The organism is Sporanaerobacter sp. (assembly GCF_047830725.1).
GTDB lineage: Bacteria > Bacillota > Clostridia > Tissierellales > Sporanaerobacteraceae > Sporanaerobacter.
The window spans coordinates 2,248,462-2,267,806 of sequence record NZ_CP181252.1; the positions used below are offsets into that span (position 1 = coordinate 2,248,462).

Genomic DNA, 19,345 nt, shown 5'->3' on the forward strand with positions numbered 1-19,345 from the left:
TTAACAAGAATAAATCCCTACATCTCACTATTTTTTAAGCTATATAGATATTTTACTTTAGGTTTTTCCAATATGTCAATTTTTTCATTAGGTGGCTCTAAAATTTTAACAAAATAATAATTATCTTTCAAAGTAAAATCTATAAAATTTAAATCTTTAAATATCTCCATGGTTACATCCAATTTATACTTTGTGATTTTTTTTTCTACTTTACAATTAATAGATTCCAAATATAAATAAGGTTCAATTTTTATGTTCTTACTCTTTGCTGTTAAAAATGATTTATATATAATTCTCATTTCATCTATAGTTGGCAATATATTTAATAATATTTCTTTGTTTAAATCTATATCATATCTATGAAAAAGTGTTCCTACATTCTTTGGTCCTATCTTATCCATAAAATATAGAAAATTATTAACATCAAAACTCAAATCATAAAATATTACCTTTTCATATCTTTTAAAATTAATATCAAATAGTACAGGAAGAATAACTATACTGTTCACCTTATGATTATCATCAATATTATAAGAAATCGATGTCTTCTTTATTACATCTCTGCCTTCCAATTGAATAGCTTCACAGATACTTAAAATATTTACATAATTATAAACTAAAACTAACACATTTTCACGCTCTTTTAGAACATCAACAATATAATCCAATCTATTTATTTTTTCAACAAATTCAACGTTTTTTTTGCCTTTCTTAAAATTCAAACTATTTTTCTTTAAATATTTTTTTAAGGCATAATAATACTCATCATCTATATTAGGTATATCATATTTGATCCAGTTTATTTCTCTAATTATCAATTGCGGACTTACATTTCCCATATAATCATTTATATCCAAATTTCCAACAATATTTATTTCATCTTCATTACTTAAAACATTTCCATAATCCCCAAAATTAAACCCTATAGTGTCAACTACTGAACCATTTTTTTCTAACAACAACTTTAAATGTGCATTATCTTTACCTATTTGCCTGATACTCTTTATCTTTGCAGTTCTATAAATAAATTGAGGAGAAGGATTATTCATACCAAAGGGCTCTAATTTTTTCAATTCACTTATGGTTTTTATATCAATATCACTAGATTCAAGTTCAGAATCTATGTATATCTCTGGTATCAAATCATCCTCATCTAAAAACTCATCTGCAACTTCATTTATCTTTCTTCTAAATTCATTTATATTTTGTGTTTTTATAAGCATCCCAGCAGCTTGTTTGTGCCCACCAAATTTCTCCAACACATCACTACATCTACTTAAGCTATTATGTATATCAAAGGTTGGAATACTTCTAGCAGAACCTCGAGCTACATCACCTTCTATAGAAAACAATATAGAAGGTTTGAAATATTTATCTGTTATCTTAGAAGCACAAATTCCTATAACACCAGAGTGCCACTTATCAGAAGCTAAAACTATAACCTTTTCTTTTTCTAAATCTATTTTTTCTTCTATTAATTTCTCAGCATCCTTTAATATTTCTTCTTCTATTTCCTGTCTTTTTCTGTTTTCTTCATCTAAATACTCCGCAAGGGACAAAGCTTCACTATAATCATCTGTAGTAAACATTTTAACACCTATAGTAGCTACTCCTAATCTTCCACCTGCATTCAATCTGGGCCCCAATACAAACCCTACATGATATGATGATATATTTTTGTCTTTAAGACCTGATACTTCCAAAAGAGCTTTCACCCCTAAATTAGATGTATCTTTCATAAAATTCAAACCATTCTTAACTATAATCCTATTTTCTCCTACTAAAGGCACTACATCTGCTACAGTTCCAATAGTGACTAAAGGCAATATTTCCTCATAATCTACTTCAATACCAAGTTTTTTTGACAAACCTTGAATGAGTTTAAATGCAACTCCTACACCTGCCAACATTTTAAAAGAGTAGGAACAATCCACTCTATTGGGATTTATAACTGAAACTGCTTTAGGTAATGTATCTATACATTGATGATGATCTGTAACTATTACATCAATTCCCTTTTCATTTAAATAATCTACCTCACAAATATTTGTTATACCACAATCAACTGTTATAAGAAGAGAAGTATTTAATTTAGCTATATTGTCTATGGCATCTATATTTAAACCATATCCCTCCTCTAATCTATTAGGAAGATAATAAAAACAATTAGCACCAAGTTTTTTTAAAAAAATAAATAATATAGATGTGCTTGTAACTCCATCAGCATCATAATCTCCATAAATACATATTTTTTCACTAGATTCAATAGCCTTAGATATTCTCTCAACAGCTTCTTTCATTCCTTTTAATAAAAAAGGATCATTTAAATTTTTTAAATCAGTATTTAAAAAATCCTCACAACTTTCTATTGTATTGAAACCTCTATTTATCAACACCTTTGCAGTAAGTGGAGAAATATCTAATCTTCTACACAAGGTATCTATTTGAGAATAATCCTTGTCATATAATTTATATACCTTGTCGAATCTTATCATTTAATCACCTCAAAGTTCTTCTTTGTTTTCATTGTCACTTTCTTCAAATTCCTCATTATTTACAACTATATCATTCTCTTCAGAATGCTCTTTTTCCGTTAGAAGAATTTGATAATTATTATTTTCTTGTACAAGCAACTCCAATTTCTTGTTTAATTCTCTTACTTCTTTTTTTAATTTTAAATTTCTTATACCTCCCATGATAGCTACAATAACAGCCCCTAATATAGACGATATAAAAATAACTAAGGCTTGAGATATATTTACTTTTCCAAATAAAAAATCAATTAGCACTTCATTTGCATTCCTCAATGCAAATATAGCAACTAGTGTAGCAAATACTAAAGACAATATAAATCCCCATTGCATAAATAAATCCTCCCTAATACATAATTTATTATTATTCTACATTCTTTTTACCCAAAATAAAAGAGTTAATTCCTTCTTATGAAGAAAAAACTGCCTTTCGGCAGTTTTAAGCTCTTTTTGGATTATATCCTGTGTTTTTTTCTTTAGATTTCATCACATACCAAAGAGGACTTGCTATAAATATTGATGAATAAGTTCCTGAAATAACTCCTATAATTAATGGCAAAGCTAAAACCTTTACATCTTCAACTCCAAATATATAGAGCATCAAAATAGCTATTAGAGTAGTTAAAGAAGTATTTATTGTTCTAGTCATAGATTGTTTTATGCTATCATTAATTACTTTCTCATAAGGTTCTTTTTTAGATATTTTTAAATTTTCTCTTATTCTATCGAAGATGACTATAGTATCATTTATAGAATACCCTAATATAGTCAAGATAGCAGCAATAAAAGAACTATTAACTGGTATTTTAAATATAGCATAAACGGAAAATGTAATCAACACATCATGAGCTAATGCTATAATAGCCGCTAATGCAAATTTAAACTCAAATCTCCAAGTAATATAAATAAGCATCGCAACAACAGCTATAACCGCTGATAATAGTGCTTTTCCTCTTATTTCATCCCCCATCGTAGGACTAAATTTTTGAGCCTGAAGTGGGCTATCATCTTTTAGATTGTATTTTTCTTTAAATTTATTAAAAATTTCATTTATTTCTTTATTAGTAAAATCTTTGGTACTTTTTATTATTACTTCGTCCTTGTTTGGACCAGAATGAATAATACTTGCCTCTTTGTCATAATCATCTGTAATTTTTCTAACTTCGTCAACTGGAACAGTTTTCCCAATTCTTATCTGTATAAGTGTACCGCCTGCAAAATCTATACCTTTATTTAAACCATTTACAGCAAACATTATCATTCCCAAAATAATAATAGCTAAGGAAATACAAAAAAATACTTTTCTATTTTCAACAATTTTCACCATGTTCACCTCTCTTTTATGCCCCATATAGTTTAGGATTTTTAGTTCCTGTTATATTAACCATAAGTTTTAACAATTGTTTCGTAATTAAAACTGCTGTAATCATTGATGCTATAATTCCAAGTATCAATGTAACACCAAATCCTCTTATAGGTCCTGTTCCAAAACAGTACAATACCAATCCAGCAATCAATGTAGTTATATTTGAATCAAGTACTGATGATAGTGCTCTTTTAAATCCAGATTCAATAGAAGCTCCTACAGATTTTCCAAGTCTTAATTCTTCTTTCATTCTCTCAAATATCAAAACATTTGCATCTACTGCCATACCTACAGATAATATAAGTCCTGCAATTCCTGGCAATGTAAGTTTAGCATTCAACATCTGCATTCCAAACAATACCAACAATATATAAATCGTCAATGCAACATCTGCAATTAGCCCTGGAATTCTATAGTATAGAAGCATAAATAAAAATATTATCATTATAGCTATAAATGCAGCATATACACTTTTATCAAGAGCTTCTAATCCTAACGTTGGTCCTATAAGTGATGATTGCACTTCTTTCATCTCTACAGGCAAGGAACCTGCCCTTATTAAAGTAGCCAATCTACTAGCATCTTCAACAGTAAAACTTCCTTCTATAACGCATTTGCCATCATCAATAACAGATTTAACCACTGGTGCAGACAATACTTGATTATCTAATACTATATAAATGATTTTCTCTTCTAAATTTGTCTTATCTACTAATTTTTTAGTGGCATCTGCAAATTTTTTAGATCCTTCTTTGTCAAATTCTAGTGCTACTACTGGTTGATCTTTTTGAGTTTCTTGATTTCTTTGATATTGAACTTCTGCACTTTTTACATTTTGTCCAGTTATAACTTCATTCCCTTCTGCATCTATAAACTTAAGTTGTGCAGTTTTCCCTATCATATCTATTGCTTCTTGTACATCCTTTACTCCTGCCAATTCAACTCTTATTCTATCGTTTCCTTCTATAACAATATTGGGTTCTGATACTCCAATACCATTAACTCTCTCGTTTATTACTGCTTTTGACTGTTCCATAATCTTTTGAAGTTCTGCTCCTTTTGCATCTGTCTGAGCTTCTAGTATTACATAAACTCCTCCAGCTAAATCAAGGCCTAAATCTATAGCTTCTTTAGCACTTGGAATTTTAACTTTTCCAATAGTCATTCCATTTATGGCTGTATAAGAGCCGAAAACAACTATTGCGATTATTAAAATAAATATAATAGCACTCTTTAGCTTCATTCATCTTCCTCCCTCTAAATATCTGATACTATTCAATTATATATTCATCTTATTTTATAGTCAACTTAAATGTTTTCCTGCTCTTCTAAATTAGCCAATATTGAAATAGCACATTCAATTCTCTTCTTTTCCATTTCGCAGCCAAGTTTGTAAGGTTTAGAAAAATCTTTATTGGCATAATAAGCATTGGCATGACATCCACCACTACAATAAAACTTTGCCCAACAATTTTTGCAATCTTCTTTTGTGAATACATTTGAATTTTTAAATTTATCTCTTATAGTTGTATTTTTGATACCTTCAAATACATTTCCAAGTTTAAAATCTTCTTCACCAACAAATTGATGACAAGGATATAAGTCTCCTTCTGGTGTAACTGCCATATACTCAGAACCTGCTCCACAACCTACTGATCTCTTTATCATACAAGGGCCTTGATTTAAATCAATCATGAAATGAAAAAATGTAAAGTCCTTGTCCACTTTTTTGATTTCTATATATTTCTTTGAGAATTTTTCATATTCCTTAAGAATTATTTCTAAATCTTCTTCTTTTATAGCATAATCTTCTTTGGGATCTGTAACTACAGGTTCCATAGATACTTTTTTAAATCCTAATTTATAATATTCTAAAATATCTTCACTAAAATCCAAATTATTTCTTGTAAAAGTTCCTCGAACAAAATAGTCTTTATCTTGCCTTTTATTAGCCATTTCGATGAATTTTGGAACTATTATCTCATAACTTCCTCCACCAGAAACAGTAGTTCTCATAGCATCGTTTATTTCTTTTCTTCCATCAAGACTTAAAACTATATTGTTCATATTTTCGTTTATAAAATTCATTTTTTCTTCATCTAGCAAAACACCATTAGTTGTTATTGTAAATCTAAATTTTTTATTGTATTCTTTCTCTAATTCTCTTCCATACTTAACCAACTCTTTTACCACATCAAAATTCATAAGTGGTTCTCCACCAAAAAAATCAACTTCTAAATTTCTTCTGTTTCCAGAAGAATTTACTATAAATTCTAGTGCTTTTTTCCCTACTTCTAAAGGCATCAAAAGCCTTTCACCTTTAAAATCACCTTGGGATGCAAAACAGTATTTACATCTTAAGTTACAATCATGAGCAACATGAAGGCAAAGTGCTTTTACTACATTTTGACTATTATAGCTAAAACCACTAAAATCTACTCCTTCTGAAAAAAGAAGCCCTTCTTCTTTCAACTTAACTATTTCATCATAGGCTTCATAAATATCATTTTTAGAATACTTGTCCTTAAATATATTTTCTATATCCTCTAAACTTGTATCTTCAAAAAAATCTATTAAATCATAAGCTATTTTATCAACTACATGTACAGCACCGCTATTCACATCAAGTACAATATATTTATTATTTAAATAAAATTTATGAATTTTTTTCATATCTAACATAAAATTCCTCCTACTACTTTTCCTCTAACAAAGAAAGTATAAATTAAAAAGTAGTGGATTTAACCACCACCTTTTTATCGTCCTATTTGTTCTCGCACTTTTGATTTCCAACAGTACAAGAAGTCTTACAAGCTGATTGGCAAGAAGTTTGGCATTCTCCACATCCACCTTTAGCTATTGTCTCTTTTAAATTTCTTCCTCCAATAGTTTTAATGTGCTTCATTCTAAAAGACCTCCTTTTTGTTAAATTTATACTTTATAAATTATACCATAAAACAACTCATATTTAAAGTTCTATTTTAAATTGATTCCAATCATACCACCAATTATACCTGTAACTAAAGAGATCATCAATTTAGAAAATGAATAAACATTAAAACTAAAAGTTTTTACAAAAGTCTTATTTAGAATTAAAAGTATCAAAAAATATAAAAAACCAATTAACATTCCATTTAACCAGCCCTTTTCTCCTGTATTTAAAGTTAAATATATAGAACCACTAACAATACTCCCTATCATTGCTATAGTATTTATTATAGGAATAGTACTTTCTTTAAATGATGTATAAGTTAATAGCAATGATATTATTAAAATCATAGCAAATGTAATTATATAAGAAACAGCTAATCCTTTAAAAATATACAATATGTAATCAGTTTTTTTGATTTCCATAAATTTCACCTCCTATACTCTATAATGAATGTTTATTTCGAAATAGTGAAATTTATTACAAAATCAACATACATATAATAAAAAAACTTCCCTTTGAAATTAGGAAGCTTTTTTAAAAAATTACTTGTCATCTTTTTCATTTGATTCGTTTTTTGTTTCTTCTTTCTTGTTTTTTTCTGTATCCTTTTTTGTTTCTTTCTTGTTGATAACACTGCCAACTGCCCACTTAGTAATATCTAACTTTGTCTTATCAGAACCTACTTCAATTGTCAAAATATCTTCTTTCACCTTTACGATTTTTCCATAAATTCCTCCAATGGTAATTATCTCATCACCATTGCTTAGACTTTCTCTCATTTGTCTAATTTCTTTTTCTTTTTTTTGCTGAGGTCTTATGGCTAAAAAATAAAAAATCACTAAAAACGCTATTGGCAAAATCAAACTTTGCATTTGTTGTGCTGTCAAAATCTTTCCCTCCTTTATTCTATTTTATTATTCAACAAAAATATAATAAATCCTTCTTAAATTTATTTAATATATCCATATTTTTTATAAAATTGTTCCTTATATTCTAACAATCTGTCTTCTTTTATAGCAGTTCTTATGTTTTCCATAAGTTTTATCAAAAAATATAAATTATGAATGGTAGCTAATCTAGCAGCTAATATCTCGTCTACATTAAAAAGATGCCTTATATATGCCCTAGAATAATTTTGGCAAGTATAACAATTGCATTCAGGATCTAATTTCCCAAAATCCCTCTTATATTCAGCATTCTTTATAACCAATTTGCCATGACTAGTTAGAACTGTCCCATTTCTTGCAATTCTTGTAGGCAACACACAATCTGCCATATCTATACCGCTAATCACTGCATCAAATAAATAATCAGGACTTCCAACCCCCATTAAATACCTTGGCTTATCCTTAGGTAACTTTGGAGCTGTAAAATTCAACATTTCTCTATAAAGTTCCTTTGGTTCCCCTACACTCAACCCTCCAATGGCATATCCTGGCAAATCTAAATCTGTAATTTCTTTTATGCTTTGCTCTCTTAAATCCTTATACATCCCACCTTGTACTATTCCAAAAAGAGCTTGTCGATCCCAATCCTTATGATATTCTTTACATCTTTTAGCCCATCTTGTAGTCCTTTCTAACGACTCTTTTGTATATTCATAATCACTAGGATAGGGTGTACATTCGTCTAAAGCCATCATTATGTCAGAACCTAGTGAGTTTTGTATTTCTATAGATTTCTCAGGACTTATAAAATGTTTCGAACCATCTATGTGAGATCTAAATTCCACACCTTCTTCAGAAATTTTTCTCAATTTTCCTAAACTAAAAACTTGAAAACCTCCACTATCTGTAAGTATTGGTCTATCCCAATTCATAAATTTATGTAATCCACCTGCTTCTTCAATAAGTTTATGACCTGGTTTTAAATACAAATGATAAGTATTGGAAAGTATTATTTGAGCTCCTAAATCTTTCACTTCTTCAGGTGTCATAGCCTTTACAGTAGCTCTTGTACCGACAGGCATGAAAATTGGGGTTTCAATCACACCATGTGGTGTATAAAGTTTTCCAAGCCTTGCATTACATTCACTAGATTCTTTTAGTAGTTCAAACCTTACAGCCATAGTTTTCCTCCTTATTTAATAAACATTGCATCTCCAAAACTAAAAAATCTATATTTTTCTTTTACAGCAATATTATAAGCATTTAAAATTTTTTCTCTACCTGCCAATGCACTTACAAGCATTATCAATGTTGACTCTGGCAAATGAAAATTTGTAATAAGGCAATCAACTACCTTAAATTTATATCCTGGATATATAAATATATCTGTCCAACCACTTTTAGGAACAACTAAATTTTCCTGGTTTCCTATAGACTCTAGAGTTCTTGTGGAAGTAGTTCCTACCGCAATAACTCTTCCTCCACTTTTTTTTGTGTTATTTATAATTTCTGCTGCCTCTTTGGACAATTCAAAATATTCAGAGTGCATATGATGCTCCTCTATATTTTCCTCTTTTACAGGCCTGAAAGTTCCAAGTCCTACATGCAGTGTTAAATAAACAATCTTAACTCCTTTATCTTCAATTTTTTGTAATAACTCTTTTGTAAAATGAAGCCCTGCAGTAGGTGCGGCTGCTGAACCTTCTTTTTTTGAATATACAGTTTGGTATCTCTCTTTATCTTCTAATTTTTCCTTTATATATGGAGGTAATGGCATTTCTCCAAGTTTATCTAATATTTCTTCAAAAATACCGTCATACTCAAATTCTACAATTCTAGTACCATCTTCTCCAATTGATAACACATTGCCCTCAAGTTCCCCATCTCCAAATATCACTTTAACTCCTGGCCTTACCTTCTTCCCAGGCTTAACCAAAGTCTCCCATTTGTTGATATCTATCTTCTTTAGTAGCAAAAACTCTATGCTCTCATCTTTACCTTTTCTACTACCAAACAATCTTGCAGGAATAACTCTTGTATCATTTAAAACTAAACAATCTCCTTCATTTAAATAGTCAATTATATCTCTAAAATGTCTATGCTCAACAGAAGCTGTAGCTTTATCTAAAACCATAAGCCTTGAATCTTCTCTATTTGAAATAGGATGTTGTGCAATCAATTCTTCAGGCAAATCATAATAAAAGTCTTCTTTTCTCATATTCATCATCCTTTACTAATACAATGTAGTCAACTCTACTCCACTATAATAATGCTTAAGGATTTCATCATGGGTATATCCTAGTTCTCCCATTCTTTTAGCTCCCCACTGACTCATTCCAACACCATGACCATAACCCTTCCCTTCTATAACAAATTCTACACTATCATTTAAAGCTTGAACTTTATTTATATTTTCAATTCCTTTATCAGTAACAATTCTCTTAAAACCTTCTCTATTAGAAAAAACCTTAGCCTTTTCCCCATTAATAGTATAAAAATCACTTAATTTTATTTTAACAGTTTTATTTGAATCCATAGCATATATTTCTTTTATACTATTATCTAAATTGTTCCCATTAATTTTTCTTATATCAAACCAATTGCTTTTAATATCGCTATATCCAAATACTTGCCTTATCTTATCTTTTTCTAATATAATTTCACCATTTGTCCCAACAATTTTTAATTTAACAACTCTTCCATTTCCTAATATTTCTGTAGGAGTTAATGATACTATCTCTCCTATATTTATATTATTTTTTAAAAGCCTATTTCGAATATCACTACTAGATAATATTATCTGCCAATTGCTATTAGGTAAACCTACTGAGAACTCATCTTCCACAGCTTTTAAGTATGGATACGATATTCCCCATACGTTGGCACTATCTTCTGTATATCCGCCGCTATTAGAATGATAGCTTGCTTCTATAAGCTCATTGTTATATTTTAATACTATACCAATAGTCTCGTCAACGGCTCTATTTGTTATTTCAGTTTCACTATCATATCCACCATATACTTGGCAATCAGTAGAATCACACAAATTATAGCCTTCTTTTATATGTTTATTTATGTTCTTAAGTGCAAAAGTTCTAGATGCTATTGCTTGAGCTTTTAATGCTTCTAACGGAAAAGTTGAAGGCATCTCTCTAGGAACTACCCCATATAAATAGTGATTAAGAGAAACATAATTTATAACATCTATTTTATTTCCGTTTCGTATAAAAGTTAAATAATCTCTATATCTATCATTTTCAACTTTAACAATTGGTTCAAACTCATCTATAGAAGAGATATATATATTATCATTATTGCCAAAAGAATACAATATATAATCGTTTTTATCTTTTATAGCAATGCTATCATTATCTCCTAAGGTTATAACTATCTCATTTACTATGAGCTTGTCCATTTCTTTCAAATAACCGTCAAAAGAAAAAATAACAAATCCATTTTCACTTTTTAAATTTATATAATTATTTGATTTAATAGGTCTTTGTAGTTTTACATTTATATATTCATCATTGTACATATATTTTGCATAAGAACTTGTACAACTTATATTCATAACAAATAACAACACTATTAAAAAGGACAGTATTTTCTTCAAATAAACTCATCTCCTCTTACCTTCTAAATAAATTTAATATTAAAGTAAGTATCAAACTTATAACAATTGAAGATACAATAGGAAAGAAAAAAGTAAAATTACCTTTTTGAATAAAAATATCTCCTGGCAACTTCCCAAGCCCAACTTTTTCTCCCAGTATCATGATACCACCTATAATTAGCAAAGTTATTCCAATTGTTATCAATGTTCTTCCCATAAAATCCATATTCTACACCTCTATTCTTCGCCATAAGGAATATTGAAGTGAGCATAAGCCTTTTTTGTAACTATTCTACCCCTAGGAGTCCTATTGATGAATCCTATTTGCAGCAAATAAGGTTCATAGACATCTTCTATAGTAGTTTTTTCCTCTCCTGTAGCTGCAGAAATAGTGTCTAATCCTACTGGTCCTCCACAAAAATTTTCTATCATAGTTAAAATTATCTTCTTATCGACATTATCAAGCCCTAACTCATCTATTTCCAGCATCTTAAGAGCACTTTTAGCAACGTCTTCAGTTATAATTCCATCTTCTACTACTTGAGCATAATCCCTTACTCTTTTTAAGAGTCTATTTGCAATTCTAGGAGTACCTCTAGAGCGTTTTGCAATTTCTAAAGCTCCTTTACTTTCAATTTCAATATCTAAAATCTTGGCTGATCTCTCAACTATTTGCATTAAATCTTCCACATCATACAAATCAAGGTTTAATATAACTCCAAACCTATCTCTAAGGGGAGATGTTAATAAGCCTGCTCTTGTAGTAGCACCTATTAATGTAAATTTTGACAAATCTAATCGTACAGATCTCGCACTAGGGCCTTTACCTATAATTATATCTAATGCAAAATCCTCCATAGCAGGATATAATATTTCTTCCACACTCCTATTTAATCTATGTATCTCATCTATAAATAAAACATCATCTTCTGCTAAATTAGTTAAAATACTAGCTAAGTCTCCTGGTCTTTCAATTGCAGGGCCTGATGTAACTCTAATATTTACTCCCATTTCATTAGCAATAATATTTGCCAATGTAGTTTTACCCAGCCCTGGAGGACCATATAAAAGAACATGATCTAATGGTTCTCTTCTTTCTTGTGCAGCTTTTATAAAAATATTTAGCTTTTGTTTTACTTTATCTTGTCCAATATATTCATCTATCCACTTTGGCCTCAATGAAATATCATTTTCTACATCTTCCATTCTCAAAGACCCAGCAACAATCCTATTCTCACCATCATTCATAGTATCAATACCTTTCATTTTTATTTAGACATTCTTTTTAAAACAGCTTTTATTATATCTTCTGTCGTCAAGTCTTTTATATCAATTTTACAAAGCACTTCATCTACTTCCTTTTTTGTATAGCCTAATGCTACTAGTGCATTTATAGCTTCATCTATATCACTATTATCTACAAAATCTAAAGTATCATCAATATTTATATTATCATCTATTCTATCTTTTAATTCAAGTATTATTCTATTTGCAGTTTTCTTTCCAATTCCGGGTGCCTTGCATAAAGAATCTACATCATTATTTAATATGGCTAATTTAATTTCATTTGTGCTTAATGTAGAAAGAATACCTATCCCTATCTTAGGTCCTATCTTAGATACTAAAAGTAACAATTCAAACATACTCAATTCTTCTTTAGTTAAAAAACCATAAAGAAATATGCCATCTTCTCTTAAATTGAAATAAATATATACTTTTACACGTTCCTTATCAACTAAATTTGATAAGGAATTCTTAGATGTATATATTTTATATCCAATTCCATTATTGTCAAGAACCAAATAATCTTCTCTTATTTCTACTATTTCACCAATTATATAATCATACATAAAAACACTCCTATCATCTCATTCTAAACATTTCTTTGAATTTTAAGCTACTTCCATGACATAGTGCCACTGCCAATGCATCTGCAACATCATCTGGTTTAGGTATAGCTTTCAAATTAAGTAGCATCTTAACCATTTCTTGAACTTGCCTTTTATCTGCTCTACCATAGCCTACTACCCCTTGTTTTATTTGCAAAGGCGTATATTCATATATATTTACTCCCTTGTTAACTGCAGCCAGTATTTCTACGCCTCTTGCTTGTCCAACTTTTATAGCTGTCTTCGCATTCTTATTGAAAAACAATTCCTCTACAGCTAAATCTGTAGGGTTGTATTTATCTATCAATAAACTCATTTCTTCATATATTATTTTTATCCTATCAGGAAAAGGACATTTTGATTCTGTAGTTATTGCCCCATATTCTAAAGCATTAAATTTATTTCCTCTGCATTCTATAATACCATAACCTACAATAGCTATTCCTGGATCTATTCCTAAAATAATCATATCTGTCTCCTCTCACAACTTTTCTCATTCTATTTTAACATATTTAAGAAAAAAGGCTAAGTCAGACAAACCAACTTAGTCTTTTTTCTTAACTAATAAAATTTTCTAAAACATTAGAAAGCTCCTCTTCACTATCAATAACTATACCTTCCCTTAATTTTTTTTGATCAATTTCTTTAAGCAAAGATAGTGGATAATCTTTATAGACCTTATTCAATATTTTTTCTCCATTATCACCTATTTTAAATATAGCTATTTTCCCATCCGACTCACCAATTATATAATGATTTGGACAAAGATAATTTCGTTCTTCTCTCAAAAAAATATTTTGTATAGAAAAAGAAATTACCTCTACGTCTGGATAATTTTTATTCATATAATCTTTATATTCTTTTTCCGTCATATTTATTATTTTCCCATCAGCTTTACATTTATCTTTCAAAGTATGATTACATTGTGTATAATATATATTTTTTTCTATAATAGTGTTTGGCGAAATCCTCACATCTTCTTTTACTATTTCTAAACCATCAGATTTATCTTTTGAATTTTCAACTATCCACTCATCGCGAACATCAGGCCTCTTACTTATCTTTTTGCCAGTAAAACGATATCCATAATAGAAACTTATTAAAAACATAGTTAAACACGCTATAAAAACGAGAACTACATATCTCTTTTTCATAAAATATCCCTCCAATACTATCTAGAGGGATATTTTTGCCAATTTGCAAATATTTATACATTTTTATTTAACTATACCTGCAATCTTAAATCCTGCTTTTTCTATTTTATCAATTAATTCCTCCACATCTTCTGTATCAACTCTTATAACTACTTTATATACATCTAACACTTTAGCATCCATTACTGCTAAATTCATGATATTTACATTTTCTTTTCTTATAACTTCTGTTAACTTTGCAATTTGACCAGGTATATCAAACAAATTCACCATAATTCTAGTTCCCTTGCCAAGACCAAATATCTCTGAAAAAGCATCAAAAATAGCAGTATGGGTTAAAATACCCACAAAATTGTTGTTTGAATCAAATACTGGTAAAAATGGTGTTCTAAATTCATTTAATAAATATGAAGCATTTTCAATCAATTCGCTGTCAAGTATAGATTTATACTTATCTATATACAAATCTTTTACTTTAACCTCATCTAAAAATTTAGCTTTATCCATACAACCAGTTTCAAAATAATGCCTATAAATAGCTTCCTTCATCAAAATACCCTTAAATTCTGATCCTTCAAATACAGGTAAAGACAAAAAATCACCTTTATTAATCTTTTCCAAAGCACTTCCAATACTCTCATTGACATCAACTGTTGTCAACTTATCTTTTGCTAGCATATGGTTTCTTACATACATTTATAAAGCCCCCTTTCATGATATTAGATATTATTCAATATTTATCTCAAAATTCCTTCAAAATTATGAATATCTATTTAAAACTTTATCATTTAAGCCATACCAACTTGCATTTTTGTATATTTGAATTATATTTTTATATAAACATTTAGCAATCAAATCATAAAGTTTATTTAGCTCATCTTGTGAAAATCTACTTCCCTCTTCTTTTATACTTGAATTTGAATTAAAATCCATTTTTAGTTGCCTATCTATATAATTGTTCAATTCATATATCTTACTTTTTATAATTTCATCAGAAAAATAATATGTTAATCTTTCTATGTACTTATCTTTATCCTCTAAAAGATTAATCTCTGATTCAAACTCATCTCTTACAATCTTTATATCATCCAAGCTTAGATTATACTGAAATAAATATTTTTTATCATAAATTTCTTCTACAGTATAATAATTAAGCGTCTTTTCCTCTAATATATTTACCCATTTATTATTATAATAACCATATTTATAACCTTCTAAATAAAAACATAATTCCAGTCTATCTACATCTTCATGTATTAAATAAATAATTTTGTTAGTCACTAAATCTTTGTCTTCTCTGTATCTTAAAAAATATCTAATTCCTCTTTTTATATTTTTTATACATGTATATTTAGGACATATGTTATTTATGTTTTCCTCTAAATCATACAAATTAAGGAGGATATGTATGGAATTTATGTCATTATTAAACAAAAAATTATATTTTAGTCCTTCATACATTTTCCAAAGATTTACCGTTGATGTGGCCATAAAATATCCCTCCCTTAGCAATTGTTGCCAAAAAAACGAGAGTTTAAACCCCTTCTTTTTCAATTAAATAAATATCTTTTTAGCGTACATATTATTATACTACATAATTTTCGAAATTGGTAAAAAAACATAACTTTTTTATTTAAAAAAACAAAGTTTGTAGAAATTTATCAAAGAAAAAAGACTAAATAGGAAAATATAATATTCCTATTTAGTCTTTGTAAGTATATTTATAATACTTGTATAGCTCATATTTTTTTTCAAACTATAAGTGCCTGGTCTAAGTTTGGTTTCCATTCCTTTATCTTTAACAAATTGTATAAATTCACCTTTATCTTCTATTATTTTTTGTGCAAATAGTTTGTCTGAAACTTCACTTAAAGAACTATTTACATCAATTTTTATACGAATCTCTTCATTGTTATCTTCCACAACTTCTTTGGTATAATCTGTGTTTATATTTTCTTTGAACGATACCATTCCCAGTTCTTTAGCCTTATTTATTATTTCTTCATTTGTATATTCTTTGTATTGTATTTGAGGTTTCAGAACAAAAACAAAACTAGTCAAAATAATTCCTATACCTATTCCTAATGTCATATAAACTATATTCAATTTTCCTTTCAATTAAGTTCTAACCCCCCTACCTTTTTAATTACATTTTACTACAAATATCGCCTAAAGTAAAAATATATTCTCGTTTATACATTTATTTACAATATCATTTGTCCAAACAGAAGCTTGTACTTCTCCAATATGTTGTTTTTCTAAAAAATACATACAAATTCTTGATTGTCCAATACCTCCCCCTATAGAAAATGGTAATTTATCCTGTGCTAACAATTTATGATATTTTAATTTTAAACGTTCCTCAGAATTTGTGTGTTTCAATTGTTTAATCAATGCAATACTATCAACCCTAATACCCATACTTGATAATTCCAATGCTTGATTTAAGACATCATCCCAAAATAGAATATCACCATTTAACTCCCAATCATCATAATCTGGTGCTCGCCCATCATGAGGTTTACCAGATTTTAAATTTCCCCCAATCTTCATCAAAAATACTGCACCTTTTTCTTTGCAAATATTATGTTCCCTCTTTTTACAATTTTCTTTAGGATACATATCTTCCAATTCTTGAGATGTAATAAAAGTAATTTTATCAGGCAGTTTATGAGTTAAAAATGGATATAATTTATTTATATATTTTTCTGTTTCTAAAAAAACTTCATAGATATCTTCAACAACTTGCTTTAAATATTCTTCATTTCTATCACTTTTAGAAATAGTTTTCTCCCAATCCCATTGATCTACATATATAGAATGTATGTTGTCCAATTTCTCGCTTGGTCGTATAGCATTCATATCTGTATATAATCCTTCGCCTACTTTAAAATCATACAATTTTAGAGCCATTCTCTTCCATTTTGCAAGAGATTGAACTATTTCTACTTTTTCTTCATAATTTCTCATTGTAAATGATACTGGTTCTTCTTTTCCACTTAAATTATCATTTAATCCTGATTCAGGTCTTACAAATAATGGAGCAGAAACCCTTACAAGATTTAATTTTTTTGCCAGAGTATTCTCAAAAAAATCTTTCAATTTTTTAATTGCAATTTGTGTTTCTTTTACATCTAAAACATTTTCCATTTCAATTCCTCCTTTAACTAAAAAAGCCTTCCATCCAAAAGGACGAAAGGCTATCTTCCGTGGTACCACCTTGCTTAACAATACTCTCTCAACCAGTACAGATTTCTCGATACTGTCTGATTTTTAACGGGTCAGAACCGTCTAAACCTACTCTTTTTTAAAATTTCGATTAGAAACTCAGAGATGTTCTTCAGCTATAGTTTTGTATCGGATTTCCACCATTACCGACTCTCTACAACTCCACTTATAGCCTAATCTTCTCTTCTTAGTTTTTAATTATTTGATTTATAGTGTATTGTACTAAATAGTTGAAGTGTTGTCAATAGTCTTTTTATTAGTACCACCTCATTCTGTCAAGTCTCTAAACATTTTTTTAATACTCTCTTTTCTTATATCTGTCTCCTCTTTTAAAATAAAAAATTGTCCATTCTTTTCTTCAACTACGTCCCCTTCTTCAATATCTGGCGGAAATAAATTGATTTTAAAATTAAATATCTTATCTTCTACTTCTAAAACAACATATTCTCCTTCAATTCTATCCACTATACCCTTCATAATGTACTCCCCCTTATTTTATACACTTTTCATGTGGTCTAAAACCTTTATCTTCTGCTTCTTTCTTTGACTTTAATATTATTTGATTTTCTTCTTTAGGCAAATAATTACAATCTGGGGAATGATATACTTTAGTATTTGTATTACCTATATAATAACTTTCTATATTTGGTCTTTCACTCTTAGTTTTTTCTTCTTTTATTTTTTTATTTATCGCTATATTTTTACCATCAGAAATCATAACTATAGTCCCTAACTCATCAGTCCTAAGAATTGTTACATTTTGCTCATTTAATCTTTGAATAGTCTCTTTATGAGGATGACCATATGTATTGTCCTTACCTAAGCTGATAACCCCATATTTGGGACTTACCTTTAGCAAAAATTCATCTGAAGTCGAAGTACTGCCTCCATGATGGCCAATTTTTAAAACATCTGATTTTAAATTGTATCCTTTTTCTATTATTTCATTTTCACTAATTTTTTCAGCATCACCTGTAAATAAAAAAGAATTGTCTTTATAAGTTAATTTAGCAACTATAGAATAATCATTTGTTTCCCCATATTTTTCCCCATTAGGTGCCAATATTTCATATTTAATACCTGAATCATTTAATATTATATCTCCGCCTTTAGCAATAGTTATTTTCTTTTCTTTACTTTTAATTTCTTTCAACAATTCTTGAAAAATATTAGTATTTGCAGTTGCATCAGGCATATATATTTTCCCTATTTCAAAGTTTTTAACTACTTTAGGCAATCCTCCTATATGATCTTCATGAGGATGCGTTGCTATAAGATAGTCAATTTTCTCTACATTCTGTTCCTTTAAATATTTTACAACATTTTCTCCACTAGCTCTGGTTCCACCATCTATTAAAGATGTTTCTCCATTGGGCAATTGTATAAATATACTATCGCCTTGCCCTACATCTATAAAATGTACAATTAAATCTCCTTTTTGTTTAAAATTATCATTAATAGCATCTTCTAAATCATATTGACAAGCTGAGAGTATCAATGCTGCTAAAATTGCAACAATTAAAATAAATTTGATATTTAGTGTTCGTCCATGGATTAGGTCATAGAAATTTTGAATACCTAAAATATTATCCTATAAATTTATCTAAATCAGGATATACAACTATGATGCTAGTTCTTCCATATCATTTAGATAGGATGCCACAAAATGAAAACATTTCATTTTTATCAGGTACAGCTTCAGATATTGAAAAAAGATTTTATCAATCAGTAGTAGATACACTAAC

General features: G+C 28.8%; 22 protein-coding genes and 1 other annotated feature. All 22 genes read right to left on the bottom strand.

From position 1 onward, the window contains the following. Positions 1-17: 17 nt before the first annotated feature. Positions 18-2,495, bottom strand: a complete 2,478-nt coding sequence (recJ, locus tag ACFWUA_RS11350) for a single-stranded-DNA-specific exonuclease RecJ (RefSeq protein ID WP_416198130.1) — start codon at positions 2,493-2,495, stop codon at positions 18-20. 9 nt (positions 2,496-2,504) lie between these two features. Beyond that, positions 2,505-2,864 carry a LapA family protein gene (locus ACFWUA_RS11355; protein ID WP_416198131.1) on the bottom strand — a complete coding sequence of 120 codons (360 nt, stop codon included), beginning with the start codon at positions 2,862-2,864 and terminating at the stop codon, positions 2,505-2,507. 106 nt (positions 2,865-2,970) lie between these two features. Continuing rightward, on the bottom strand, positions 2,971-3,855 hold the full coding sequence (secF, locus tag ACFWUA_RS11360; RefSeq protein ID WP_416198132.1) for a protein translocase subunit SecF: 885 nt from the start codon (positions 3,853-3,855) through the stop codon (positions 2,971-2,973). Between the two features lie 16 nt (positions 3,856-3,871). Then, on the bottom strand, positions 3,872-5,140 hold the full coding sequence (gene secD / locus ACFWUA_RS11365; RefSeq protein WP_416198133.1) for a protein translocase subunit SecD: 1,269 nt from the start codon (positions 5,138-5,140) through the stop codon (positions 3,872-3,874). Positions 5,141-5,205: 65 nt separating this feature from the next. Continuing rightward, on the bottom strand, positions 5,206-6,570 hold the full coding sequence (gene scfB / locus ACFWUA_RS11370; protein ID WP_416199208.1) for a thioether cross-link-forming SCIFF peptide maturase: 1,365 nt from the start codon (positions 6,568-6,570) through the stop codon (positions 5,206-5,208). Positions 6,571-6,661: 91 nt separating this feature from the next. Beyond that, a complete protein-coding gene (gene scfA / locus ACFWUA_RS11375; RefSeq protein ID WP_072744488.1) occupies positions 6,662-6,802 on the bottom strand; it encodes a six-cysteine ranthipeptide SCIFF in 141 nt (46 codons plus the stop codon). Positions 6,803-6,873: 71 nt separating this feature from the next. Further along, positions 6,874-7,251: a TIGR04086 family membrane protein gene (locus tag ACFWUA_RS11380; RefSeq protein ID WP_416198134.1), complete on the bottom strand. Its 378-nt coding sequence runs from the start codon at positions 7,249-7,251 to the stop codon at positions 6,874-6,876. Positions 7,252-7,371: 120 nt separating this feature from the next. After that, entirely contained in the window at positions 7,372-7,716 is a 345-nt protein-coding gene (gene yajC / locus ACFWUA_RS11385) for a preprotein translocase subunit YajC (protein ID WP_416198135.1), read from the bottom strand. 62 nt (positions 7,717-7,778) lie between these two features. Further along, positions 7,779-8,897, bottom strand: a complete 1,119-nt coding sequence (tgt, locus tag ACFWUA_RS11390; protein ID WP_416198136.1) for a tRNA guanosine(34) transglycosylase Tgt — start codon at positions 8,895-8,897, stop codon at positions 7,779-7,781. A gap of 11 nt (positions 8,898-8,908) precedes the next feature. Then, positions 8,909-9,934 (bottom strand): tRNA preQ1(34) S-adenosylmethionine ribosyltransferase-isomerase QueA, encoded by a 1,026-nt coding sequence (gene queA / locus ACFWUA_RS11395; protein ID WP_416198137.1) that lies wholly within the window; start codon positions 9,932-9,934, stop codon positions 8,909-8,911. Positions 9,935-9,949: 15 nt separating this feature from the next. Continuing rightward, on the bottom strand, positions 9,950-11,329 hold the full coding sequence (locus ACFWUA_RS11400) for a SpoIID/LytB domain-containing protein (protein WP_416198138.1): 1,380 nt from the start codon (positions 11,327-11,329) through the stop codon (positions 9,950-9,952). A 16-nt stretch (positions 11,330-11,345) separates the two neighbouring features. Next, complete coding sequence (locus ACFWUA_RS11405; protein ID WP_416198139.1) at positions 11,346-11,555, bottom strand: DUF2905 domain-containing protein; 210 nt, start codon at positions 11,553-11,555, stop codon at positions 11,346-11,348. Positions 11,556-11,566: 11 nt separating this feature from the next. Continuing rightward, positions 11,567-12,577: a Holliday junction branch migration DNA helicase RuvB gene (gene ruvB, locus ACFWUA_RS11410; RefSeq protein WP_416199209.1), complete on the bottom strand. Its 1,011-nt coding sequence runs from the start codon at positions 12,575-12,577 to the stop codon at positions 11,567-11,569. Positions 12,578-12,597: 20 nt separating this feature from the next. Then, positions 12,598-13,179 (bottom strand): Holliday junction branch migration protein RuvA, encoded by a 582-nt coding sequence (ruvA, locus tag ACFWUA_RS11415; protein WP_416198140.1) that lies wholly within the window; start codon positions 13,177-13,179, stop codon positions 12,598-12,600. 13 nt (positions 13,180-13,192) lie between these two features. Continuing rightward, positions 13,193-13,687 carry a crossover junction endodeoxyribonuclease RuvC gene (gene ruvC, locus ACFWUA_RS11420; protein WP_416198141.1) on the bottom strand — a complete coding sequence of 165 codons (495 nt, stop codon included), beginning with the start codon at positions 13,685-13,687 and terminating at the stop codon, positions 13,193-13,195. Between the two features lie 88 nt (positions 13,688-13,775). After that, the gene (locus tag ACFWUA_RS11425; protein ID WP_416198142.1) at positions 13,776-14,372 is read right to left on the bottom strand and encodes a BofC C-terminal domain-containing protein; all 597 of its coding nucleotides are present in this window, start codon (positions 14,370-14,372) and stop codon (positions 13,776-13,778) included. Positions 14,373-14,435: 63 nt separating this feature from the next. Further along, positions 14,436-15,068: a CBS domain-containing protein gene (locus tag ACFWUA_RS11430; RefSeq protein WP_416198143.1), complete on the bottom strand. Its 633-nt coding sequence runs from the start codon at positions 15,066-15,068 to the stop codon at positions 14,436-14,438. A 63-nt stretch (positions 15,069-15,131) separates the two neighbouring features. Continuing rightward, the gene (locus ACFWUA_RS11435) at positions 15,132-15,863 is read right to left on the bottom strand and encodes a hypothetical protein (RefSeq protein ID WP_416198144.1); all 732 of its coding nucleotides are present in this window, start codon (positions 15,861-15,863) and stop codon (positions 15,132-15,134) included. Positions 15,864-16,070: 207 nt separating this feature from the next. Beyond that, on the bottom strand, positions 16,071-16,490 hold the full coding sequence (locus ACFWUA_RS11440) for an endolytic transglycosylase MltG (protein ID WP_416198145.1): 420 nt from the start codon (positions 16,488-16,490) through the stop codon (positions 16,071-16,073). A 51-nt stretch (positions 16,491-16,541) separates the two neighbouring features. After that, complete coding sequence (gene asnA / locus ACFWUA_RS11445) at positions 16,542-17,522, bottom strand: aspartate--ammonia ligase (RefSeq protein WP_416198146.1); 981 nt, start codon at positions 17,520-17,522, stop codon at positions 16,542-16,544. 35 nt (positions 17,523-17,557) lie between these two features. After that, positions 17,558-17,798: a binding site (T-box leader), on the bottom strand. 69 nt (positions 17,799-17,867) lie between these two features. Next, complete coding sequence (locus ACFWUA_RS11450; protein WP_416198147.1) at positions 17,868-18,077, bottom strand: DUF3006 domain-containing protein; 210 nt, start codon at positions 18,075-18,077, stop codon at positions 17,868-17,870. A 13-nt stretch (positions 18,078-18,090) separates the two neighbouring features. Beyond that, positions 18,091-19,098 carry an MBL fold metallo-hydrolase gene (locus ACFWUA_RS11455; RefSeq protein WP_416198148.1) on the bottom strand — a complete coding sequence of 336 codons (1,008 nt, stop codon included), beginning with the start codon at positions 19,096-19,098 and terminating at the stop codon, positions 18,091-18,093. Positions 19,099-19,345: the final 247 nt, after the last annotated feature.